We start from the raw sequence: 22,444 nt of genomic DNA on the forward strand, positions 1-22,444 counted from the left end.
CGACTTTCAGCAACTATTTGTTACAAACAGATGTTACTCTGCAGGCCCCTCTATCTCCGAGGCTGCAGCCCCCCGATGTCCGATTCCGCCCCGCAATTGCTGCGTCATCACCGCCCTTTCCTGGCCTTCTGGCTGGCCCGCGTGTTCACCGCCAGCGGCTTCCAGATGCTCACCGTGGCCATTGGCTGGCACCTCTACCAACTGACCGGGAATGTCCTCGACCTGGGCCTGGTCGGGCTGGTCGAGTTCGCGCCCCGGGTGCTGTTCATGCTGCACACAGGCCATGTCGCCGACCGCTACGACCGACGCAAGGTGGCCGCCCTGTGCCAGACCCTGCAGGCGCTGATCGCCCTGGCGCTGGCGCTGGGCAGCGTCACCGACAACGTCAGCCGCGAGCTGATCTTCATCCTCGCCTTCCTGCTCGGCGCCACCCGTTCGTTCGAAATGCCGGCGACCCAGGCGCTGCTGCCCAACGTGGTGCCGCCCGGGCTGTTCCCACGGGCCGTGGCGGCGTCGGCGTCGGCCACCCAGTCGGCGACCATCGTCGCCCCGGCGGTCGGCGGCTTTCTCTACGCCTTCGGCAGTACCTGGGTGTACGGCCCGACCGTGGCCCTCTACCTCATCGCCTGCCTGCTGACCCTGAGCCTCGACGCGCGCCAGCAACTACCCCAGCGCGGTCGGGCCAACCTGGAATCGCTGCTGGCCGGGGTGCGCTTCATCCGCAGCCGCCCGGACATCTTCGGCGCCATCTCCCTGGACCTGTTCGCCGTGCTGCTGGGCGGGGCCACCGCGCTGCTGCCAGTGTTCGCCAAGGACATCCTGCTCACCGGCGCCTGGGGCCTGGGCCTGCTGCGCTCGGCGCCGGCAGTGGGCGCGCTGCTGATGTCGCTGTGGCTGGCGCGCTTCCCGGTGGAGCGCAAGGTGGGCCTGATCATGTTCGCCTCGGTCGGCGTGTTCGGCGTGGCGACCATCGCCTTCGGCCTCTCGACCTCGTTCTGGTTCTCCCTGGCGGTGCTGGTGGTGCTCGGCGCGGCGGACATGATCAGCATGGTCATCCGCGGCGCCTTCGTGCAGCTGGAGACGCCGGACGAGATGCGCGGCCGGGTAAGCGCGGTGAACGGGCTGTTCATCGGTGCCTCGAACCAGCTCGGCGAGTTCGAGTCGGGGCTGACCGCGCACTGGTTTGGCACAGTCCCGGCGGTGGTGCTCGGCGGCGTGGGCACGCTGCTGGTGACCGGGGTATGGATGAAGCTGTTCCCGACGTTGACCCATCGCGACCGTATGCATAACGGTTGATCGACCTGCTGGCACCCAGAGATTAGGCAATCTCGCGCGGGGGCAGCATGCTGGTTTGTCCTGCACCGGCCTCTCGCCGGCAAGCCGGCTCCCACACCGACCGTGCCGCGTTCAAGCCAAGCGCCATCCCTGTGGGAGCTGGCTTGCCAGCGATGAGGCCAGTGCAGGAAGACAACACCGTTGCCCGATTGCCTTCCCCAATGGCCATAGGCCCCCGCCATCCTTGCTGGTATGATGCGCGGCTTTTTTCCACCCCACACAAAACCACGGCACCCGGTACGGTCTGTGCTTTGCTGTTGGGGTCGATACATTCACGGCGCGAGGGCGCCCGGGGAGCAGGCATGCTGGAAAGGCTGTTTCAACTAAAAGCACACAACACCAACGTGCGCACCGAGATTCTCGCGGGCGTCACCACCTTCCTGGCCATGGCCTACATCCTGTTCGTCAACCCGAGCATCCTCGGCGAGACCGGCATGGACAAGGGCGCGCTCTTCGTCGCCACCTGCCTGGCCGCGGCCATCGGCTCGGTGACCATGGGCATCATCGCCAACTACCCGATCGCCCTGGCGCCGGGCATGGGCCTGAACGCCTTCTTCACCTACACCGTGGTCCTGCACATGGGCCACACCTGGCAGGTGGCGCTGGGCGCGGTGTTCCTCTCTGCGGTGCTGTTCTTCCTGTTGTCGATCTTCCGCATCCGCGAATGGATCGTGAACAGCATTCCACTGCCGCTGCGTTCGGCCATTGCTGCCGGCATCGGCCTGTTCCTGGCGCTGATCGCCCTGCATAACGCCGGCATCGTCGTCGATAACCCGGCCACCCTGGTGGGCCTGGGCGACCTCAGCAAACCCGCGCCGATCCTCGCCACCCTGGGCTTCTTCCTGATCGTCGCCCTCGAATCGCTGAAGGTTCGCGGCGCCGTGCTGATCGGTATCCTGGCGGTGACCGTGGCCGCGATCGCGCTGGGCGTCACGCCGTTCGGCGGGGTGGTCTCGATGCCGCCGTCGCTGGCCCCGACCTTCCTGCAACTGGATATCGCTGGCGCCCTGGACGTCGGCCTGATCAGCGTGATCTTCGCCTTCCTGTTCGTCGACCTGTTCGACAACTCCGGCACCCTGATCGGCGTGGCCAAGCGCGCCGGCCTGATGGGCAAGGACGGCCACATGCCGAAGATGGGCCGCGCCCTGATCGCCGACAGTACCGCCGCCATGGCCGGTTCGCTGCTGGGCACCTCGACCACCACCAGCTACATCGAGTCGGCGGCGGGCGTGAGCGCCGGCGGGCGCACGGGCCTGACCGCCATCGTGGTCGCCATCCTGTTCCTGCTGGCGCTGTTCTTCGCCCCGCTGGCCGGCAGCGTGCCGGCCTTCGCCACCGCCCCGGCGCTGCTGTTCGTCGCCGTGCTGATGGCTTCGGGCCTGGCCGAGATCAACTGGGACGACGTCACCGAAGCCGCGCCGGTGGTGGTGACCGCCCTGGCCATGCCGCTGACCTACTCGATCGCCAACGGCATCGCCTTCGGCTTCATCGCCTGGACCGCCATCAAGCTGATCTCCGGCCGTCGCCATGACCTGAACCCGGCGCTGGTGATCCTGTCCATCCTGTTCGTCATCAAGCTGGGTTGGTTCCCCGCATGAGTGCTGCCTACGATCCCGCGCAATACGACGCGCAACTGGCGGCCAAGGCCGCCCGCCTGCGCGACCTGCTGGCCCCGTTCGACGCGCCGGAGCCGGCCGTGTTCGACTCGCCGCGCGGGCACTACCGCCTGCGCGCCGAGTTCCGTCTGTGGCGCGAAGGCGGCCAACGCCACTATGCGATGTTCGCTCCCGGCGAGAAGCACAAGGCCATCCTGATCGACGACTTCCCGATCGCCAGCGAGCGCATCAATGCGTTGATGCCGCGCCTGAAAGCCGCCTGGCAGGCCAATGAAGACCTCGACAACCGGCTGTTCCAGGTGGAGTTCCTCACCACCCTGGCCGGTGATGCGATGATCACCCTGTGCTACCACCGCCCGCTGGACGAGGCCTGGGAGGCCGCCGCGCAGCAGTTGGCCGCCGACCTCGGTGTCAGCGTGGTCGGCCGCTCGAAAGGCAAGCGTGTGGTGATCGGCCGCGACTACGCGGTGGAGAAGCTCGACATCGCCGGGCGCACCTTCAGCTATCGCCAGCCCGAAGGTGCCTTCACCCAGCCCAACGGCGCGGTGAACCAGAAGATGCTCGGCTGGGCCTTCGAGGCCATGGGCGAGCGCCAGGACGACCTGCTCGAGCTGTATTGCGGCAACGGCAACTTCACCTTGCCGCTGGCCACCCGCGCCCGCCAGGTACTGGCCACCGAGATCAGCAAGACCTCGGTCAACGCCGCCCTGCACAACCTCGACGAGAACGGCGTGGACAACGTGCGCCTGGTGCGCCTGTCGGCCGAAGAGCTGACCCAGGCCCTGAACGAGGTCCGCCCGTTCCGCCGGCTGGAAGGCATCGACCTGAAGAGCTACGACTTCGGCACGGTGTTCGTCGACCCGCCGCGCGCGGGCATGGACCCGGACACCTGCGAGCTGACCCGTCGTTTCGAGCGCATCCTGTACATCTCCTGCAACCCGGAAACCCTGGCGCAGAACATCGCCCAGCTGCACGATACCCACCGTATCGAACGCTGTGCGCTGTTCGACCAGTTCCCCTACACCCACCATATGGAAAGCGGGGTGCTGCTGGTTCGGCGCTGACCCGCGACGACGCGGGGCCGCCAGGGCCCCGCCGTTCGCTGCAAGGAGTGATGTGCCATTGGACCAGTTGAGCGCCATGCAGACCTTCCGCCGGGTCGTCGACCTCGGCAGCTTCAGCGCCGCCGCCCACCAGGCGGGCGTTTCCCACACCGTGCTGTCGCGCCAGGTGAAGCACCTCGAACGCCATCTCGGCACGCAACTGCTCAACCGCACCACCCGTCGCCTGCAAGTGACCGAAGCCGGGGCGCTGTTCTATCGCCACTGCACACGGATTCTCGAGCAGATGCAGGCCATGAACCTTGAGCTGTCCGAGCATCAACAACAGCCCAGCGGCACGCTGCGCCTGGGTGTGGCCACTGCCTTTGGCGAGCTGGAACTCGGACACTGGCTACCCGACTTCGTCGGACGTCACGAGCGATTGCAGGTCGAACTGCATTGCAGCGACCGCTTCATCGACCTGCTGGAAGAAGACATCGATGTCTGCCTGAGGGTCACCGACCACCTGCCCGACTCCAGCCTGGTGGCCCGCAGGCTGGCAGACAGCGAGGTGGTGCTGGTGGCCGCTCCCGGCTACCTGGAGCGCCACGGCACGCCGACCACCCCCGACGCCCTGGCTGCCCACCCGCTGCTCGGCTACAGCCGCTTGCCGCATCCGCAGCGCCTGCAACTGACTGGCCCCGCCGGCGAGCGCCGTGAGTTGCTGATGCCCCAGCGTCTGAGCGCCAATTCGCCGATGGCCCTGCGCGCAGCAGCGATCGGTGGGTTGGGGATCGCCAGCTTCGACCGCTTCATCGCCCATGACGCCTTGCGCGACGGGCGCCTGGTGCCGGTGCTGGCAGATTGGTCGCTGCCCTCGCGCACCTTGTACGCGGTCTACCCGCAGAGCCGCTATGTGGCGCCCAAGGTACGGGCACTGCTCGACTACGTGCAGGCGTACTACGCAGAGCCGAGATGGCAAAATTGATTTGTGCTTAAAACGCACAGGACATGGCACTCTGATGAAGTATTTGTGCGTAACTTGATTGTTTAACCTTCGCCCATTGTCACTTGGCGAAGGAGCCTCCCCATGAAAACACTGCACACGATATTCGCCGGCCTCACCCTGGCCACTATTACCGCCACCGCCAGCGCCGCAGGCGACACCCTGAGTTCGGTCCCTGACAGCGCCTCGCTGAAATGGCAGCAGGTGCCCGGCACCCACGGCGCGGTGAGCTACGCCAATGTCGAAGGCGACCTGTTCGGCAAGGGACCGTACTCGGCCTACGTAAAATTCCGCAAAGGCACCGACAATGGCCTGCACACCCACAGCCAGACCCTGCCGACCGTGGTGTTGAGCGGAACCTTCTACGCGGTGATCGATGGCAAGCGGGTGGAGTACCCGGCAGGCGCCTACTACAAACTGCCCGCCAACCTCGTGCATGAAAGTGGCTGCACCGCGGCGGCCGATTGCCTGCTGTTCCAGTACCAGGCCGGTGCCTTCGACCTGAACCCGGTCAAAGGCTGAGCCTGGGCAACGTGCTCACTCGCTGACCTGGAACTCCACCCGCGCCGTCTCGCCGCTTTCATCCAAAGCACTCAACTCGATGCGCCCGGCCTGCTCGAAACTTACCTGCAGGCTGTCCTGCCCTTGGGTCTCGCCCAAGGGCTGGCCATTGAGGAACCACCAGCGTCGCCCCGCCCCACCCAATGCCGACACTCGCACCTGCAGCGGCTCATGGCTGGTGGCCGGGCGACGCAGGCTGTCGCCGGCCCGCACCCCGACGATCGACAGCGGTGGCGCGCTGGCCGCCATCCGAGGTGGGCAGGCGGGGTCGACTGTCGGCAGTCGCGCTGCCCGGCGTTCGGCGCTGGGCAACCACGGTTCGAGCGGGGCCGGCCACAGCGCGACATCCTGGGCCTTGGCACCGGGACAGGAGGCATCGACACGCAAGCCACGCTCGTTGAGCCACACCGTTTCGCGCAAACCCAGCCCCAGCGGCTGATCGGCAGCCTGCAAGGTCGGTGGCGTGGTGGCGTCGAGGGTCCAGGCGAAACGTTGCCGACGGCAGTTCGAATCCTGACGATTCATCGGCTGGCCCAGCGGCCAGCAGATCGCCGCCACACCGACCGAATCGGGCACAGGCTCGACCGGCACTTCGATACCGCGTTGGCTGTCGCGGTTGCTCAGCAGGTCATGCACCTGCAGCATCAATGGCGCCGCCGAGGCCAGGCCGAACTGGCCCGGCACCGGGGTGCCGTCGGGGCGGCCGATCCACACGCCGATCAGGTAGCGCGGGCCGACGCCCACCGACCAGGCATCGCGAAAGCCGTAGCTGGTGCCGGTCTTCCAGGCCAATTGCGGACGCTGCACCAGCTCGGCGTGAGGGTCTCGGTCCGGCCGCGCCAGGCCGCTGAGAATGCGTCGGGTGATCCAGGCCGCCCCCGGCGACAGCAAGCGGCGCTCCACCAGCGGGTCCTGCGGTTGCAGGCGCACCTGCGCGCTCAGCCCACCACGAGCCAGCGCGGCATAGCCACCGACCAGGTCCTCCAGCCGGCTGCCTGCACCACCAAGAATCAGCGACAGGTTCGGCTCGGCCAGCGGCGGCAGCACCAGCGGCATCCCGCCCATGCGCATCTGCGCAGCGAAGCGTTTCGGGCCGTAGGCCTCGAGCAGTTGCACCGCCGGCAGATTGAGCGACAGCGCCAACGCCGAACTGGCCGACACCGGGCCGCTGAAGCCCATGGAGAAGTTGCCGGGGCGGTAGTCGCCGTAGCGCCGTGGCACATCCTGCAACAGCGATTCGGAGTGGATCAGGCCGTCGTCCATGGCCATGGCGTAGAGGAACGGCTTGAGGGTCGAGCCGGGCGAACGCAGGGCGTGGATCATGTCCACGTGACCGAAGCGGCGCTCATCGTTCAAGTCGATGGAGCCGAGATACGCGCGCACGGCCATGCTCTGGGTCTCGACCACCAGCAACGCCGCCGAGGTGCGCTCGGGCAGGCGGGCACGCCAGCCCAGCAGCAGGTCTTCGAGGCGCCGCTGCAAGGCGGCGTCGAGGGTGGTGCGGATCAGTGGCGGGCTGTTCGGGGTATTCAGACGCCGGGCCAGCAGCGGCGCCAGCGCCGGCTCCTGACGTGGCGCCAGCAACAGCGGCTCCTCACGCGCCTCGTCGATGCGCTGGGCTGGCCACACCTGGTACTCGGCCAGGCGCTGCAGCACCTTGTCCCGGGCACGCTGGGCGCGCTCAGGGTGGCGGTCCGGACGCAGCCGGCTCGGCGCCTGGGGCAGCACCGCGAGCAACGCGGCTTCGGCCGGAGTGAGGTGTTTCGGCGACTTGCCCAGGTACGCCCAACTGGCCGCTGCCACGCCCTGCAAGGTGCCGCCGAACGGCGCCCGGTTGAGGTACAGCTGCAGGATCTCGTTCTTGGACAGGTGCCACTCCAGCTGCGCCGTGCGCCACAGCTGGCGCAGCTTGCCGGGCAAGGTGCGGTCGTGCGGGTCGAGCAGGCGCGCCACCTGCATCGACAAGGTGCTGCCGCCGGACACCACCCGCCCGCCACGCAGGTTGAGCCAGGCAGCCCGGGCCAGGGCCATGGGGTTGACGCCGGGGTGGTGATAGAACCAACGGTCCTCGTAGGCGAGCAGGGCTTCAAGGTACAACGGCGAGACTTCCTGCGGGCTGACCGGATAGCGCCACACGCCGTCGGCGTCGGCGAAGCGCCACAACGGTGTGCCATCCTCGGCCAGCACCACCCGCGCCAGGTCGTCGCCCGGCATGGGCAATGGCCAGATCCGGTCGGCCAGCCACAGCAGGGCCATGCCCAGCAGCACGCCGACGGCGACACGCCGCAGCAGCCTGGTCAGGCGCGGGCGCGCTAAGCTTGGCATCGGGAACCGACCGGGCCAGGTGATGGCCAAAGGCTGGGAATCGCCGATTCGTTGATCAGGAAGCGACTATGCATGTAGAAGGTTTTTTCGAATGGCTGGGCCAGGCACTGGGTTCGGTGATCCGGTTCATCGTCGATGGCTTGAGCGGGTTGTTCAACCTGCTGGCCAACGCCGGTGGCAATTTCATCGATGGCCTGGCGCGCACGCTGGGGATGGATACCTCGCTGGTGAGCATCCTGGCGCTTATCGTCGGCCTGATGTTGCTGTACTCGGCGGTCCGCGCATTCATGCGCGCATCGATCATCCTCGGGATCATCTGGGCGTTGCTGGGGTTGTGGGTGTTGAGCTGGGTGGTGCATTGAAAGCAGCTGCAAGCCTGGAGCTGCAAGCGGCAAGTTGAAAGCAGCCTGCATCGACTGCTTTCTTTTGTAGCTTGCAGCTCACAGCTTGAGGGTCAGCGAGCTCTTACAATCATCTCGCCCTGGCTATCACCAATCGCCTGCAGGTTGGGCCGGTACATCGACTCCACCTGCGGTGGCGGAATGCGGTAGCTGCCCGGCGTCACCGCACGGGCCAGGTACAGCAGGTGGGTGGTGCCGTAGCTGTCGAGCTTGAGCGCGGCCACGTAGCGGTCGTCACGGTACTCCTGGTGCACCACGCTGGCGTTCTGCATCGATTCGCGCCACTGCTTCACCGCGCTGCTGGCATTGTCCAGGCTGGCGGCGCTCTGCGCCAGGTTCTGGTTCTCCAGCTCCAGGCCTGCCGGCAGCAGGTCCACCACCAGGGCGTCGGGCACCTGGTCCTGGGCCTTGAGCGCCAGGTGCACCAGCACCAGGTCACCGCTGCGCAGGTTGCGCACATCCAGCGTCTGGCCATTCATGCCCAGGTACTCGCGGCGGATTTCCATGCCATTGCCGCTGGCGGCCGGAGCCTGGCGCGGGTAGCCGGACAGGGTCAGCTGCTGGTACAGGGTGTCGCCACCCTGGTTCTGCACGGTCAATGGCGAGGCCAGCAGCGGGCCCTCGAGCTTCATGCCCGAGTCATTGTTGTCGAACTCGCGGATCTCTCCGGCGCTGTCCAGGCGGGCCTTCCAGTTGCCTTCCGGCTTGCCCAGCAGGCCCCGACCGGCAAGGAACAGCGCGTTGCGCTCCTGGGTGGACAGCCAACGGTTGGCGGCCAGCTCGTCGGACAGACCGAACAGGCGCTGATCGACCTGATTGGCGGCCAGGTTGTTCTCCTGCAGCAGGGACAGGATCAACGCCTGGTCACGCAGGGCGCTGCCGTAGTCGGCCAGCCAGCCTTTGCCACGGGTGACCGCCAGGCCCGCCTGCAGCGCCTGCTGCGAACGCTGCTTGTCGCCCATCTTGTCCAGCGCTACCGCCAGTTGCACCAGCGGCAAACCGGAGCGGGCGTCGGCGCGACGCTCGAACAGGCTGCGCAAGGCGCCCAGCGGCGCCTGTTGGCTGCGCGCCAGCACCAGGCCGGCGTAGGCCTGCACGGCGAAGCGGGTGTGGTCGGCGTTCTGGCTGTAGTCGACTTCGATCAGGTTGCGCTCCTGCACATAGCGCAGCAGGCGCTCGCTGGCCTTCTTCAGCGCCTCGGCCGGTACGCCGTAGCCTTGTTCGCGGGCGCGCAGCAGGAAGTCGGTGACGTAGGCGGTCAGCCAGTATTCCTCCTCGCTGTCCGAACTCCACAGGCCGAAGCTGCCGTTGTAGCGCTGCATGCCCAGCAGGTGCTCGATGCCCATCTCGATCTTGCGCTTGCGCACATCGGCCGGCTCACCCTTGATGCCCAGGCGCTTGAGGCTTTCGGCATCGGCATACAGCGACGGGTACAGGCCACTGGTGGTCTGCTCCAGGCAGCCGTAGGGGTAGGCTTCCAGGGCGCGGATCTGCTCGGCAAGGTTCAGCGGTGGGCGGCTCGACAACGCCAGGCTGGCCTCCAGGCCCGCAGGCTCGAACTCGGCCAGGTCGCTGTCGGGCAGGCTCCAGGGCTGGTCCTTGAGGGCCACGCGGTAGTGCTTGAGCATCGCCGGGTAGGCCGGGCGAATACCCAGGGTCCATTCACGCTCGAAGGTACTGGCCGGCTCACCCGGCAGCTGCAGGCCGTTGACCTGCACGCGGACCTTGCCCTGGCCCAGGCCACCCTGGGCCTGCACCGGGATCATCAGGGTGGTGCGCTGGCCCTCGGCGAGGGTGAAGTTCTGCTGCGCGCCACCGACCAGGCTCAGTTGACCTTCGCTGGACACCTGCACGCTCAGTTGCTGGTCGCGGCCGGACAGGTTGGCCAGGTCCAGCGCCAGGCGGGTCTGGTCGCCACCGGCGAGGAAGCGCGGCGCGGACAGCTCGGCAATCAGCGGCGCGGCGACCACGGTCTTGCCTTCGGCCATGCCGAAGTGTTCCTCGGTCCAGGCCTGGGCCATCAGGCGCAGCTCACCGTTGAAATCGGGAATATCGACGCTGGCCTGGCCCTCGCCTTTTTCATCGAGGGTGACCGGCAGGCTCTGCTGGGCAACGATGGTCACCGTGGTGTTCGGGCGCTTGCCGCCCTTGGCCATAGCGGCGTCACCGCCGAAGGCCAGGCTGGCCAGACGGCCCTGGCCGGCTTCGATCAACTGGCCATAGATGTCCAGCTGGTCGGCGCCGTAGGCCTTGCGGCCGAACAGGCTGGCGAACGGATCGGGGGTCTTGAAGTCGGTGATGTTGAGGATGCCCACGTCCACCGCCGACAACAATACATGCACCTGCTTGGGCACGCTGCCATCGGCGTTGACCGCCTTGACCTTGACGGTCAGCGGTTGCTTGGGCCGCATTTTCTCCGGCGCCTGCAGCGACACGGCCAGCTTGCGCTCGGCGCGGTCCAGCGGCAGGTGCAGCACGCCCACGGCACGCTTCGGCGTGGCGTTGGCCTTGCGCTCGCCCGGGCGGATCACCAGGGCGCTGATGTACAGGTCGTGGCGCGCCCACTTCTTGTCCAGTTCGACATCGAAGGTCTTGCCCTCGGCCGGCACCTCGATTTCCTGCCACCACAGCGGGCCGTCGGCGGACTCGATCATCAGGTAGCCGCTGCCGGCGGCCGGCGGGGTGACGGTGACCTTGGCGGTGCCGCCTTCCTTGTAGGCTGGCTTGTCCAGGGCGATCTTCACCTGGTCAGGGCGCACGGCGCCGCCCTCGGCGTTGTCCTGGGCGCGGTAGCCGGCCCAGAAGCGGGCGCTGGAGACCAGGCCGGTCTGCGGGTCTTCCACCTCGACGCGGTACGGGCCCCACTCCACCTGGAAGTTCAGCTTGGCGGTGGAACCTGCCTTCACGCTGACGGTTTCTTCAGCCTGGGTGAGGAACTTCTCGTTGTAGTTGTAGCTCCAGCCATCGCTCTGCGAATAGTTCCAGTAGTAGTCGCGGCGCTCGCGGATCAGCCGGACCTTCAGGTTGTCGGCGGCCAGTTTCTTGCCGTCGCGGTCAGCCACCAGGAACTCGAACTCCACCGGGCCGTCGCCGTCGGTTTCTTCGCCGTCGAACAGGCCGCGCAGGCCCGGCAGGCGCTCGGCTGGCCAGATCGGCTGCTCCAGGCGCCGAGTGATCGGCCGACCACCGGACTCCTGCAGGCTGGCCTGCACGGTCAGTTGCAGCGGCGAGCGGGCTTCAACCCAGCGACTTTCGATGTCAATGCGGGCCTTGCCGTTCTGGTCGAGGGTGACTTCGTCCAGTTCCAGGTCCTGGTTCAGCTCGGTCTCGGTGACCGCGCCGAACTGATAGCCCGGCAGCGCCTTCACCGCTTCACGCAACGGACGCACGTAGGCCTGGCCACTGAGGCGGTTGCCGGCGGCGGGCGCTCCATAGAGGTAACGGCCATTGACCTGGATCGTGGCGGTTTGCTCCGGCGCCAGCGGCGCGGCACTGCCTTTGAGCTCCAGCGCCAGGCGCTCGGGGAGGAAGTCCTCGACAAGGAATTCGTAGACCTGCTTGCGTCCACCGCCCATGTCGAGCAGCAACTGCCAACGGCCGGTCGGCGCTTCGCTGGCCAGTTGCAGCTGGTACTGGAACAGGCCGTTCTGGTCGGCCTCCCAGACGAACTTGCGGCTGACCTGCTCATCGGGGCGGCGTACTTCCACGTTCACCGGCTGGGCCTTGACCGGCTTGCCGTCCTGGTCGCGCAGCAGGCCGTTGAGCAGCACGGTCTCGCCTGGGCGATAGAGGTCACGGGGGCCAAAGATGAAGAACTGCAGCGGGTTGGCCTGGGGCCCGGTGATGTCGAACTCGGCCAGGTCCAGCGCCGCGGTGTTCAGACGCAGCAGGGTGGTGTGCACGCCCTGGGTGGCGATCAGCGTATCGGCCTTGGCGGTGATCGGCAGCTGCGCATGGCCGTCGCCGTCGGTCTTGGCCTGGGCCAGCAGCTTGCCCTTGTCGTCGTGCAGTTCGAGGGTGACGTCCTTGAGCGCCTTGCCGCCCTCGAGGGCCTGGGTGAACACGTCCAGGCGATCGCGATAGCGGTGCGCCGAGACGCCGATGTCACTCAGGGTGAACAGGGTCGCTGGTTGCGAGTAGTCATAGGTGCCCGAGGCACGCATCACCGCCAGGTACACGCCTGGCTCCTGCAGTGGCTTGATCCCGGCGATCGGCAACAGCACGGTTTCGCGGGTATTGCGCGCCGGGTTGAGGTCGAAACGGCCGCTGTAGACCAGCTCGGCCATCTCCAGGGTTTCCTTGGACTGGTAGTAGTACAGGCTGCTGTTGCGCCCCCAGTTGACCAGGAAACTCGAGAGCATGTCCGGCTTGATGCGGAAGAACTCGACATCGACCTTGTCGACGTTCAGGGCGATGACCGGCAGGCCTTCGGCCAGGCGCGTGGGCAGCAGCGAACCGCGGCTGGCGAAGCCCACCGTGGCCTGCATGTCACGGGTCTCGAAGCGGCTGACCGATTCGGCCTGCAGCTGGTTGCCGTTGACCGAGAGCAGGCCCTTGTCGATGGTCAGGACCATCTTGCGCTGCGGCTCCAGGTGGCGCAGGCGCAGTTCCATCTGGTTGTCGGAGAGTTCCCAGGCGCCGTCGACCTTGCCCTTGACGGTGTCGACCAGGTGCAACTTGCCGGCGAAGTCCTGGTTGGCATCCAGCGGCGCGGAGACGCTGACCGACAGGGTGCTGGCGCCGTCGAGCTGCACTTCCGAAACGTCCAGCACGGTCAACTCGCGGCCGGCATAGCGCTTGGCGAGCACTGCCGGATCTTCGCGCTTGGCCGTCCGGGTTTCGACGGGCGCGACCGCAGCGGCATCAGCGGCAGGCGCCGATGGCTTGTCCGGGGTGGAAGAATCACAGGCACTGAGCAGGGCCAGCGCGCAGGCCAGCAACAATCCTTTGTTGAGCATTTGAGAGAGAACTCTTCGGCAGCGTGTACTTGAGGGGGGCAACTATAGCGCAACGGCTCGAGGCTTTCCTGGCGATGCGCGGCAAGTGAGACCGTGTTCGCGCCAATAGGTTGCCGGGCCGGTACAATGAGCGCATTTGATCTTGCAAGGGGCGCGCTTCGCGCCCCATCGCCGGCAAGCCGGCTCCCACAGGGACCAAGGCCGCCTTGTGGGAGCCGGCTTGCCGGCGATGGGGCGCGAAGCGGTCCTGATATGAAGGATGTGCATGTCTTCACTGTCCACCGCCTGGCGCAACCGCCCCACCCACCACAAGGTCTGGGCCCTGGCCGCGCCGATGATCCTGTCCAACATCTCGGTGCCGCTGGTGGCGCTGGTCGACAGCACGGTGATCGGTCACCTGCCCCATGCCCATCAGTTGGGCGCGGTGGCCGTCGGTGCCACGCTGTTCACCTTCATGGTCGGCCTGCTGGGCTTTCTGCGCATGGGCTCCACCGGCTTCGCCGCCCAGGCCGCCGGCCGCGCCGACGGCGCCGCGCTGCGCCAGGTGCTGGTGCAGGGGCTGCTGTTGGCGCTGGCTTTCGCCGTGCTGATCGGCCTGCTGGCCCTGCCCTTCAGCCAACTGGCACTGCAGGCGATGCAGCCCAGCGAGGCGCTGCATGCCTCGACCGAAGCCTTCTTCCACACCCGTCTGCTCGGCCTGCCGGCAGCACTGGCCAGCTATGCCCTGGTCGGCTGGTTCCTCGGCACCCAGAACGCCCGGGCGCCACTGGCGATCCTGCTGACCACCAACCTGCTCAACATCGCCCTGAACCTGTGGTTCGTGCTTGGCCTGGACTGGGGGGTGGTCGGCTCGGCGCGGGCCTCGGTGATCGCCGAATGGAGCGCTGCCCTGCTCGGCCTGGCCCTCACCCGCCCGGCCTTGCGCGCCTACCCCGGGCAGGTCGCCTGGGCCGCGTTGAAACGCTGGCATAGCTGGCGGCCGCTGCTGGCGGTCAACCGGGACATCTTCCTGCGCAGCCTGGCCCTGCAACTGGTGTTCCTGCTGCTCACCGTGCAGGGTGCGCGCCTGGGCGAGGCGACGGTGGCGGCCAATGCCCTGCTGCTCAATGGGCTGATGCTCACCGCCTATGCCCTCGATGGCCTGGCCCATGCGGTCGAGGCCCTGTGCGGCCATGCCATCGGCGCCCGTGACCGCAGTGCCCTGAAGCAGGCACTGGTGGTAGCCTGCGGCTGGTCACTGATCGTCAGCCTGGTGTTCGCCGTGCTGTTTTTGCTCGGCGGGCACCTGTTCATCGACCTGCAGACCGACATCGCCAGTGTGCGCGAAGCCGCGTATCCCTATCTGCCCTATCTGGCGGTGCTGCCGTTGGTAGCCGTGTGGAGCTACCTGCTCGATGGCCTGTTCATCGGCGCGACGCGGGCACGCGAGATGCGCAATGCGATGCTGCTGTCGGTGGCGGTCGCGCTGCCCCTGGCGCTTGCCATGCGCGGGTTCGGCAACCATGGGCTGTGGTGGGCGTTCCTCGGCTTCATGGTGCTGCGGGCGGTGACGCTGGGGTGGCTGGGGTGGCGTTTGCAGCAGCGCGACCGCTGGATTCGCTGAGAGCGGCGCCGCTTTGCAGCGCTGCGTCACGAAACCAGGAGAAAGCCCTCGCCTGCCCCCTTGCCTGCGCCCGGCCTGATTCCCCACAATCGCGGCCATGCCGCACCATGACAGGGAATTCGCCGTGCCATCCATCTACCAGCTCAAACCCCGCTTCCAGGCGCTGTTGCGCCCTTCGGTGCAACGCCTGTACGAGCGTGGCGTCACCGCCAACCAGGTCACCGTCGCCGCCGCGGCGGTCTCCATCGTCCTTGGCCTGCTGCTCGCCTGGCAGCACCAGGTCACCTCGCTGTTCATCCTGATACCGCTGTGGATGTTGCTGCGCATGGCGCTGAACGCGGTCGACGGCATGCTCGCCCGCGAGTTCGGCCAGCAGTCCAGGCTCGGCGCCTACCTCAATGAACTGTGCGACGTGATCGCCGACACCGCGCTATACCTGCCGTTCGCCCTGTTGCCGGGCGTTTCGCCGACACTGGTGGTGCTGGTGGTGGTGTTCGCCGTGATCAGCGAATACGCCGGGGTAATGGGCCCGCTGGCCGGCGCGTCACGCCGCTACGACGGGCCGATGGGCAAGAGCGACCGGGCCTTCGCCTTCGGCGTGCTGGGCACCGGCGTGGCGTTCGGGCTGCTGGCCGCGAGCTGGATCAATGGCCTGCTGCTGGTGATCCTGCTGCTCTCGCTCTATACCCTGTACAACCGGGTTCGCCACGGCCTGGCCGAAACCCGCTGAGCCCCTCGCTGCCGGACAAGGATATTCGCCATGCGCCAAGCGCAATCGCTGCATTTCTGCACCCATGACGGCGTCGAGCTGCACTATCGCCACTGGCCCGCCACGCGCAACGAGCATCAACCACGCCGCGCCGTGGTGATGTTCCACCGCGGCCACGAGCACGGCGGGCGCATGGCCCACCTGGCCGACGAACTGAACATGCCCGGTTATGATTTCTTCGCCTGGGACGCCCGCGGCCATGGCCAATCGCCAGGAGCACGCGGCGACAGCCCAGGCTTCGCCACAAGCGTGCGCGACGTGCAGACCTTCATCGAGCACCTCCAGGCCCAGCATGGCATCGCAGAACCCGACATGGTGGTGCTGGCGCAAAGCGTCGGCGCGGTGCTGATCGCCACCTGGGCCCATGACTATGCGCCCAGGGTGCGCTGCCTGGTGCTCGCCTCGCCGGCGTTCAAGGTCAAGCTCTACGTGCCCTTCGCCCGCCCTGGGCTGAAGCTGATGAAGGCCCTGCGCGGCAACTTCTTCGTCAACAGCTACGTCAAGCCGCGCCTGTTGACCCATGACCCGGAACGGGTCATGTCGTATGTCGCCGACCCGCTGATCAGCCGGCCCATTTCGGTCACCATGCTGCTGGGCCTGTATGACGCCGCCGACCGCGTGGTGGCCGACGCGCAGGCGATCCAGGTGCCGACGCAACTGCTGATCTCCGGCTCGGACCTGGTGGTCGAGCGCAAGCCGCAGGAGCAGTTCTTTGATCGCCTGGGCAGCGCACGCAAGGAAAAGCACATCCTGCCCGGCTTCTTCCATGACACCCTTGGCGAGCGCGACCGCGCCCACGCCCTGGCGCGGATCGAACGCTTCGTCGAGCACTGCTTCGACGCGCCGCCAGCGCGCCCTTCCTTGTTGGACGCCGACAGGAGCGGCGCCAGCTGCGCCGAGGCCGAGAGCCTGGCTGCGCCGTTGCCACGCCATTCGCCACGCGACCTCTACTGGCGCGCCACCCGCGCCGGCCTACGGCTGGGCAAGGGCCTTTCCGAGGGGGTGAAACTGGGCTTCGACACCGGTTTCGACTCCGGCTCGACCCTCGACTACGTCTACCGCAATACGCCGACCGGCAAAGGCCGGTTGGGCGAGCTGGTTGACCGGAACTACCTGGACGCCATCGGCTGGCGCGGTATCCGCCAGCGCAAGCTGAACGTCGAGGAGCTGTTGCGCCTGGCCATCGGCCAGTTGCGCGAGCAGCAGCGCCCGGTCCACATCGTCGATATCGCCGCCGGCCATGGCCGCTATATCCTCGAGGCCTTGCAAGGCCTGCAGCAACTGCCTGACTCGATCCTGCTGCGCGACTACAGCGAGCTGAACGTGCAACAGGGCAACGCACTGATCAGCGAAAAAGGCCTCGGCGAGATCGCCCGCTTCGTCCAGGGTGATGCCTTCGATCGGCAAAGCCTGGCCAGCCTCACCCCACGCCCCACCCTCGCGGTGGTCTCGGGCCTCTACGAGCTGTTCGCCAGCAACGAGCTGGTCGGCAATTCGCTGGCGGGCCTGGCCGATGCCGTCGAGGACGACGGCTACCTGGTCTACACCGGCCAGCCCTGGCATCCGCAGCTGGAGATGATCGCTCGCGCCCTGACCAGCCACCGCGGCGGCCAGGCCTGGGTGATGCGTCGACGCAGCCAGGCAGAGATGGATCAGTTGGTCGAGGCCGCAGGGTTCCGCAAGATCACCCAGCGCATCGATGAATGGGGCATCTTCAGCGTCAGCCTGGCGCAGCGGGTGCGCTGATGGCCCGTGAAACCGGGCTGATCCGCCGCGGCGTGCTCTGGCTGTTGCTGCTCGGGCCGTTGTTTTTCCTCAGCTACGGCCTGGCCAACTCCTACACGGCCGGACGCGACGATATCGGCAGCCTGGTGTTCGCCTGGGAACGGCACATGCCGCTGTGGCCGTGGACGATCATCCCGTACTGGTCGATCGACCTGCTGTACGGGTTGTCGTTCCTGCTGCCACGTACACGTCGCGAGATGGACCGACACGCCCTGGCATTGCTCACGGCACAGGTGATCTGCGTGGCCTGCTTCCTGCTCTGGCCGCTACGCTTCACTTTCGAGCGCCCCGAGCTGTCGGGGCTGTTCGGCTGGCTGTTCGATGTGCTGATGGGCTTCGACAAGCCCTACAACCAAGCGCCTTCGCTGCATATCGCGCTGTTGGTGATCATCTGGACGATGTTCGCCCGCCATACGCGGCATCCAGCCTGGCGCTGGCTGGTGCACGGCTGGATGGGGCTGATCGGGTTGTCGGTCCTGAGCACCTGGCAGCATCACTTCATCGATGTACCGACCGGGGCGTTGGCCGGGTTCGTCTGCCTGTGGCTGCGGCCGCAACAAGGGCCGCTGCCCTGGCAGCAGGCGCGCCTGGCACGCGATCCCAAACGCTGGCGGCTGGCGTTGCGTTATGGACTGGGCGCGCTGCTGCTGGCGGTGCTCGGGTTCAAGCTGGGGCACACCGCCTTGTGGCTGCTCTGGCCTGCGTTTTCACTGCTGCTGGTAGCGTTGAACTATGCGCTGTTCGGGGCGCAAGGTTTCCAGAAAGGCAGCGATGGCCGGCTGTCGGTCGCGGCGACGGCATTGCTGGCGCCTTACCTGATTGGGGCCTGGATCAATTCAAGGCTGTGGACCTGGCGCCACCCGCAGGCGGATGAGGTGTGCGAGGGGGTGTACCTCGGGCGTGTGCCGGGCGCAGGTGATGCGGTGCAGTTCCCGGCGGTGATCGACCTCAGCGCGGAGCTGGCCTGCAGGGTCCTCATCGCGGGGCAAGCGCGCTCCCACGAGCAGACACCACAGGCTTCGCAGTCCTACCTGAATCTGCCGTCACTGGACCTGGTCGCCCCTGACACGCAGACCTTGCAGCAAGCTGCCGAGGCTATCGAACATCTGCGCCGGCACGGCCCGGTACTTGTCTGCTGCGCACTCGGCTACTCACGCAGCGCCAGCGCGGTCGCCGCCTGGCTGGTGGTCAGCGGCCGCTGCAAGGCAATCGCGCATGCCGAAACACTGATCCGCCAGGCGCGCCCCGGCGTGGTATTGCATCCAGCCCACCGCCAGGCCCTGCAGCCGCTGGAGACACGGCCATGAACCTGCTCGTCGTCGCCAGCCTGCTCGCCCGTGGTCGCCAACTGGAGCGCTGGTCGGACGGCATCACCTTGCTGGCCCTGGCCTGCAGCCTGGCGCCCATGCTGGGCGCGCCGTTGCCAGCTCTGCCTCGGGTGTTCTGCGCAGCGTTGCTGGCGCTTGGCCTGGTGCACAAGTACTGGGCCATACGCGTTGCCCTGGATGCCGAGCTGTTCGCCCGGCTCGCCACCCGCGATGACCTGCCCGCCGATACCCTGGCCCTGGACCGTGCCCTGTTCGAACTGCGCCTGAAACCGACCGCCGACGACCCACGCGGCTGGCCTGCGCGCAGCGAGGCCGCCCTGGCCCTGCTGCGCCGTCAGGCCTTGTGCCTGGCCGCGCAGGTGTTGCTCGCCGTCACCCTCCCTTTCACCGGATAACCCCGATGCTCGCCAGCCTGACTGCCTTCGTCATCACCTCCGCCGCCCGCCTGATCACCGGTGCCCGCGCCCTGTGGCTGGGCTGCACGCCGCAACCGGTGCAGCGCCTGTACTTCGCCAATCACAGCAGCCACGGCGACTTCGTGCTGCTCTGGGCCGCGCTGCCCGAGCCGCTACGCCGCCGTACCCGGCCAGTGGCGGGCGCCGACTACTGGTGCAAACCGGGCATCCGCGACTTCCTGATCCGCCAGGTGTTCAACGGAGTGCTGATCGATCGCCAGCAGGCCAGCGAGGGCAACCCGCTGCAACCGGTGCTCGATGCCTTTGCCCAGGGTGACTCGCTGATCTTCTTCCCGGAAGGCACGCGCAACCTCACCGATGACCCGCTGCTGCCGTTCAAGAGCGGCCTGTTCCACCTGGCCTCGGCCAACCCGCAGGTGGAGCTGGTGCCGGTGTGGATCGCCAACCTCAACCGTGTCATGCCCAAGGGGCGCGCCCTGCCGCTGCCGCTGTTGTGCACCCTGAGTTTTGGCGAGCCGCTGCACCTGCAGCCGGACGAAGCCAAGCATGCCTTTCTCGAGCGGGCCCGCCAGGCCCTGCTGAACCTGGCCCCGAAGGAAGCCTGAGATGGATCACAACACCCTGTCGCTGTTCGCCGGTATCGGCGCCCTGCTGCTGCTCGCCAGCCTCGTCGGCCGCCTGCTGAAGTGGCGTGCCGGCCCCGCGCCACATGCGGTGATCGACAACCTCAACGCGCGCATCAATGCCTGGTGGGTGATGGTGCTGGTGATCGGCATCGCCTTCCTGTTCGGCAAGTACGGCGTCATCGTGCTGTTCTACGGCGTCTCGTTCTACGCCCTGCGCGAGTTCATGACTCTCACCCCGACCCGACGCAGCGACTACCCCGCCCTGGTGGCGGCGTTCTACGTGGCGTTGCCGGTGCAGTACCTGCTGATCGCCATGGACTGGTACGGCCTGTTCAGCATCTTCATCCCGGTGTACCTGTTCCTGCTGCTGCCGATCCTCGCCAGCTTCGGCGGCGACACCACGCGCTTCCTCGAGCGCGCTTCGAAGGTGCAGTGGGGCCTGATGATCGCGGTGTACTGCGTGTCCTCGGTGCCGGCGCTGATGACCCTGGACATCCCCGGCTACGAAGGCCGCAACCTGCTGCTGATCGCCTGGCTGATCCTGGTGGTACAGATCAGCGACGTGCTGCAGTACGTCTGCGGCAAGCTGTTTGGCAAGCGCAAGGTGGCGCCCAACCTGTCGCCGTCGAAGACCGTCGAAGGCCTGGCCGGCGGCGTGGCCTTGGCTACCCTGGTCGGCGCGCTGCTGTGCTGGATCACCCCGTTCACCTTCTGGCAGGCGGCGCTGATGGCGCTAACGGTCAATGCCATGGGCTTCTTCGGTGGGCTGGTGATGTCGGCGATCAAGCGCGACCGTGGGGTGAAGGACTGGGGCCACATGATCGAAGGCCACGGCGGCATGCTCGACCGCATGGACTCGGTGTGCTTCGCCGCGCCGGTGTTCTTCCATTTCGTGCGTTACTGGTGGGCGTGAGGTACTGGGGTTTGGCGAAAGCCTTGCAGTGTCGGTGAGATCGAGCGCCGCCCGCGCGGCGCATCGCGGATGAATCCGCTCCTACATTTGTTGCAACGTACCGAACCTGTCAGGCCATGGTTGCCAGCCTTGGCGCAGGGCTTGAGATAGGTGGAGCGGCGGCAATGCCCACCGAAAAATCGCGTCGAGCGCACAAGGCTTACAACCGTGGCCAATCAGGCATGGCCACGTTGCAACAGATGTAGGAGCGGATTCATCCGCGATGCGCCGCGCGGGCGGCGCTCGATCTCATAGGCGCTGCAAGGCATCCGGCAAACACCTGAGCATAGCGCGCTCTGACAGCTGGGCGTCGAGCCCAGGCAACTGCCCGTACGTCGATGGCCCTATGGTGACGCGTCATCTCACCTGCTATCTGGAGCCACGCCATGTCCGATTTCATCACCGTCCTGCGCGAAACCTGCCCGACCCCGGTGGTCGACGCGACCAAATGGAAGCGCATCGGCGGCGACCCGCACACCGTCAACCTAAACGCCTACCTGTCCGCCGACGGCAGCAAGATCATGGGCACCTGGATCTGCACGCCGGGCAAGTTCGAGGTCAACTACGAAAAGTGGGAGTACTGCCATTTCCTCGATGGCTACTGCATCGTCACCCCGGAAGGCGAGGAGCCGAAGCATCTGAAGGCGGGGGATGTGTTCGTGATCGAGCCGGGGATGAAAGGGACCTGGGAAGTGGTCGAGACGGTGCGCAAGTACTTCGTGTTTGCCTGATAGCTCGAAGCAAAAAAATCGCGGAGCGCATGCCCCTCCCCCAAGGTGCGCAGTTACAAGGGGGAAGACCATGCGATCCGCGATCAAGTCCACTCGCGGGTCAATCCTTCTTGCGGTACCCCTCGACGATCGCCGAGAAATCCTTGCCACCCTCGCCGCGCAGGCTCATGGCCTGGTACAGCTGCTGGGCCACGGCCCCCAGGATCACCGGCTGGTGCGCCTGGCGCGCGGCCTCGGTGGCCAGCCCCAGGTCCTTGAGCATCAGTTCGGCGCCGAAGCCGCCGGTGTAACCCCGTGAAGCCGGGGCAGTCTCGATGATGCCTGGCCAAGGGTTGTAGGTGTCCGAACTCCAGCAACGTCCGGTCGAGCTGTTGATGATCCCGGCCAGCACCTTGGTGTCGATGCCCAACGCATTGCCCAGGGCCATGGCCTCGGACACGCCGATCATCGAGATACCCAGCAGCAGGTTGTTGCAGATCTTGGCGATCTGCCCGGTGCCGACTTCGCCGCAATGCACGATATTGCGGCCCATCTGCTCCAGCACCGGCTTGAGCGTGGCGAACAGCTCGGCGCTGGCGCCGACCATGAAGGTCAGGGTGCCGGCCGCCGCGCCGCCGGTGCCGCCGGAGACCGGCGCATCACCCATGTCGATGCCCTTGGCCGCCGCGGCCTTAGAGACCTCACGGGCGGTCTGCGGATCGATGGTGCTGCAGTCCACAGTCGGAGTGCCGGGACGAATGCCGGCCAGCACGCCGGTTTCTTCGTCCAGGTACACGCCACGCACATGAGCGGCGGCCGGCAGCATGGTGATCACCAGCTCGCTGTTGGCGGCGGCGTCCTTGGGCGAGGTGCTGACCTGCCCGCCCAGCTCGGCGAGTTCGGCCAGCACGGTCTTGTTCAGGTCGAACAGGTTGAGCTGGTGCCCGGCCTTGATCAGGTTGCGGGCCATGGGCGCGCCCATGTTGCCCAGGCCGATGAATGCGATACGCATG

The 22,444-nt window shown here is 66.9% G+C and carries 17 protein-coding genes; 14 read left to right on the plus strand and 3 right to left on the minus strand.

What is annotated here, in order from left to right:
• Positions 1-75: 75 nt before the first annotated feature.
• The 5 genes from CCOS191_RS23490 (at position 76) to CCOS191_RS23510 (ending at position 5,519) form a co-directional block, all read left to right on the plus strand.
• Positions 76-1,296 (plus strand): MFS transporter, encoded by a 1,221-nt coding sequence (locus CCOS191_RS23490; protein WP_046857215.1) that lies wholly within the window; start codon positions 76-78, stop codon positions 1,294-1,296.
• Positions 1,297-1,637: 341 nt separating this feature from the next.
• Positions 1,638-2,933, plus strand: a complete 1,296-nt coding sequence (locus CCOS191_RS23495; RefSeq protein WP_038707321.1) for an NCS2 family permease — start codon at positions 1,638-1,640, stop codon at positions 2,931-2,933.
• Complete coding sequence (gene trmA / locus CCOS191_RS23500) at positions 2,930-4,015, plus strand: tRNA (uridine(54)-C5)-methyltransferase TrmA (RefSeq protein ID WP_046857216.1); 1,086 nt, start codon at positions 2,930-2,932, stop codon at positions 4,013-4,015. Before CCOS191_RS23495 ends, trmA begins: the two co-directional genes overlap by 4 nt.
• A gap of 58 nt (positions 4,016-4,073) precedes the next feature.
• Positions 4,074-4,979 (plus strand): LysR family transcriptional regulator, encoded by a 906-nt coding sequence (locus CCOS191_RS23505; RefSeq protein WP_046857217.1) that lies wholly within the window; start codon positions 4,074-4,076, stop codon positions 4,977-4,979.
• A gap of 102 nt (positions 4,980-5,081) precedes the next feature.
• Positions 5,082-5,519 carry a cupin domain-containing protein gene (locus CCOS191_RS23510; RefSeq protein ID WP_046857218.1) on the plus strand — a complete coding sequence of 146 codons (438 nt, stop codon included), beginning with the start codon at positions 5,082-5,084 and terminating at the stop codon, positions 5,517-5,519.
• A gap of 15 nt (positions 5,520-5,534) precedes the next feature.
• Here the strand turns inward: CCOS191_RS23510 and pbpC are convergent, their stop codons facing one another.
• Complete coding sequence (gene pbpC, locus CCOS191_RS23515) at positions 5,535-7,883, minus strand: peptidoglycan glycosyltransferase PbpC (protein WP_046857909.1); 2,349 nt, start codon at positions 7,881-7,883, stop codon at positions 5,535-5,537.
• Between the two features lie 68 nt (positions 7,884-7,951).
• Between pbpC and CCOS191_RS23520 the strand changes: the two genes are divergently transcribed.
• Positions 7,952-8,245, plus strand: a complete 294-nt coding sequence (locus CCOS191_RS23520; protein WP_023631497.1) for a hypothetical protein — start codon at positions 7,952-7,954, stop codon at positions 8,243-8,245.
• A gap of 92 nt (positions 8,246-8,337) precedes the next feature.
• Here CCOS191_RS23520 and CCOS191_RS23525 read toward each other — a convergent pair whose 3' ends face one another.
• The gene (locus CCOS191_RS23525; RefSeq protein WP_046857219.1) at positions 8,338-13,242 is read right to left on the minus strand and encodes an alpha-2-macroglobulin; all 4,905 of its coding nucleotides are present in this window, start codon (positions 13,240-13,242) and stop codon (positions 8,338-8,340) included.
• 265 nt (positions 13,243-13,507) lie between these two features.
• Between CCOS191_RS23525 and CCOS191_RS23530 the strand changes: the two genes are divergently transcribed.
• From CCOS191_RS23530 to CCOS191_RS23565, 8 genes are all read left to right on the plus strand, one after another.
• Positions 13,508-14,845, plus strand: a complete 1,338-nt coding sequence (locus CCOS191_RS23530) for an MATE family efflux transporter (protein WP_046857220.1) — start codon at positions 13,508-13,510, stop codon at positions 14,843-14,845.
• A 124-nt stretch (positions 14,846-14,969) separates the two neighbouring features.
• Positions 14,970-15,575 carry a CDP-alcohol phosphatidyltransferase family protein gene (locus CCOS191_RS23535; protein WP_046857910.1) on the plus strand — a complete coding sequence of 202 codons (606 nt, stop codon included), beginning with the start codon at positions 14,970-14,972 and terminating at the stop codon, positions 15,573-15,575.
• Between the two features lie 30 nt (positions 15,576-15,605).
• Positions 15,606-17,360, plus strand: coding sequence for a bifunctional alpha/beta hydrolase/class I SAM-dependent methyltransferase (locus CCOS191_RS23540; protein ID WP_046857221.1), 1,755 nt, complete (start codon positions 15,606-15,608; stop codon positions 17,358-17,360).
• Positions 17,360-18,706 (plus strand): phosphatase PAP2/dual specificity phosphatase family protein, encoded by a 1,347-nt coding sequence (locus tag CCOS191_RS23545; protein WP_046857222.1) that lies wholly within the window; start codon positions 17,360-17,362, stop codon positions 18,704-18,706. The genes CCOS191_RS23540 and CCOS191_RS23545 overlap by 1 nt, the downstream gene beginning before the upstream one ends.
• Positions 18,703-19,122, plus strand: a complete 420-nt coding sequence (locus CCOS191_RS23550) for a hypothetical protein (protein ID WP_046857223.1) — start codon at positions 18,703-18,705, stop codon at positions 19,120-19,122. The genes CCOS191_RS23545 and CCOS191_RS23550 overlap by 4 nt, the downstream gene beginning before the upstream one ends.
• A 5-nt stretch (positions 19,123-19,127) precedes the next feature.
• Positions 19,128-19,748 (plus strand): lysophospholipid acyltransferase family protein, encoded by a 621-nt coding sequence (locus tag CCOS191_RS23555; protein ID WP_046857224.1) that lies wholly within the window; start codon positions 19,128-19,130, stop codon positions 19,746-19,748.
• 1 nt (position 19,749) lies between these two features.
• Positions 19,750-20,682 carry a phosphatidate cytidylyltransferase gene (locus CCOS191_RS23560; protein WP_023631694.1) on the plus strand — a complete coding sequence of 311 codons (933 nt, stop codon included), beginning with the start codon at positions 19,750-19,752 and terminating at the stop codon, positions 20,680-20,682.
• Positions 20,683-21,107: 425 nt separating this feature from the next.
• Positions 21,108-21,452 carry a cupin domain-containing protein gene (locus CCOS191_RS23565; protein WP_023631693.1) on the plus strand — a complete coding sequence of 115 codons (345 nt, stop codon included), beginning with the start codon at positions 21,108-21,110 and terminating at the stop codon, positions 21,450-21,452.
• Positions 21,453-21,552: 100 nt separating this feature from the next.
• On the opposite strand, the gene mmsB is transcribed toward CCOS191_RS23565, so the two are convergent.
• Positions 21,553-22,443 carry a 3-hydroxyisobutyrate dehydrogenase gene (gene mmsB / locus CCOS191_RS23570; RefSeq protein ID WP_028691313.1) on the minus strand — a complete coding sequence of 297 codons (891 nt, stop codon included), beginning with the start codon at positions 22,441-22,443 and terminating at the stop codon, positions 21,553-21,555.
• Position 22,444 lies beyond the last annotated feature (1 nt).

The sequence above is a fragment of the Pseudomonas sp. CCOS 191 genome, from assembly GCF_001007005.1.
Taxonomy (GTDB): Bacteria; Pseudomonadota; Gammaproteobacteria; order Pseudomonadales; family Pseudomonadaceae; genus Aquipseudomonas; species Aquipseudomonas soli.

Coding starts and splice junctions, on each gene's coding strand:
- CCOS191_RS23545 (WP_046857222.1), top strand. CDS start 17,360: ATGGCCCGTGAAACCGGGCTGATCCGCCGCGGCGTGCTCTGGCTGTTG.
- CCOS191_RS23555 (WP_046857224.1), top strand. CDS start 19,128: ATGCTCGCCAGCCTGACTGCCTTCGTCATCACCTCCGCCGCCCGCCTG.
- CCOS191_RS23490 (WP_046857215.1), top strand. CDS start 76: ATGTCCGATTCCGCCCCGCAATTGCTGCGTCATCACCGCCCTTTCCTG.
- CCOS191_RS23530 (WP_046857220.1), top strand. CDS start 13,508: ATGTCTTCACTGTCCACCGCCTGGCGCAACCGCCCCACCCACCACAAG.
- CCOS191_RS23550 (WP_046857223.1), top strand. CDS start 18,703: ATGAACCTGCTCGTCGTCGCCAGCCTGCTCGCCCGTGGTCGCCAACTG.
- CCOS191_RS23560 (WP_023631694.1), top strand. CDS start 19,750: ATGGATCACAACACCCTGTCGCTGTTCGCCGGTATCGGCGCCCTGCTG.
- CCOS191_RS23525 (WP_046857219.1), bottom strand. CDS start 13,242: ATGCTCAACAAAGGATTGTTGCTGGCCTGCGCGCTGGCCCTGCTCAGT.
- CCOS191_RS23495 (WP_038707321.1), top strand. CDS start 1,638: ATGCTGGAAAGGCTGTTTCAACTAAAAGCACACAACACCAACGTGCGC.
- mmsB (WP_028691313.1), bottom strand. CDS start 22,443: ATGCGTATCGCATTCATCGGCCTGGGCAACATGGGCGCGCCCATGGCC.
- CCOS191_RS23510 (WP_046857218.1), top strand. CDS start 5,082: ATGAAAACACTGCACACGATATTCGCCGGCCTCACCCTGGCCACTATT.
- trmA (WP_046857216.1), top strand. CDS start 2,930: ATGAGTGCTGCCTACGATCCCGCGCAATACGACGCGCAACTGGCGGCC.
- CCOS191_RS23520 (WP_023631497.1), top strand. CDS start 7,952: ATGCATGTAGAAGGTTTTTTCGAATGGCTGGGCCAGGCACTGGGTTCG.
- CCOS191_RS23540 (WP_046857221.1), top strand. CDS start 15,606: ATGCGCCAAGCGCAATCGCTGCATTTCTGCACCCATGACGGCGTCGAG.
- CCOS191_RS23565 (WP_023631693.1), top strand. CDS start 21,108: ATGTCCGATTTCATCACCGTCCTGCGCGAAACCTGCCCGACCCCGGTG.
- pbpC (WP_046857909.1), bottom strand. CDS start 7,883: ATGCCAAGCTTAGCGCGCCCGCGCCTGACCAGGCTGCTGCGGCGTGTC.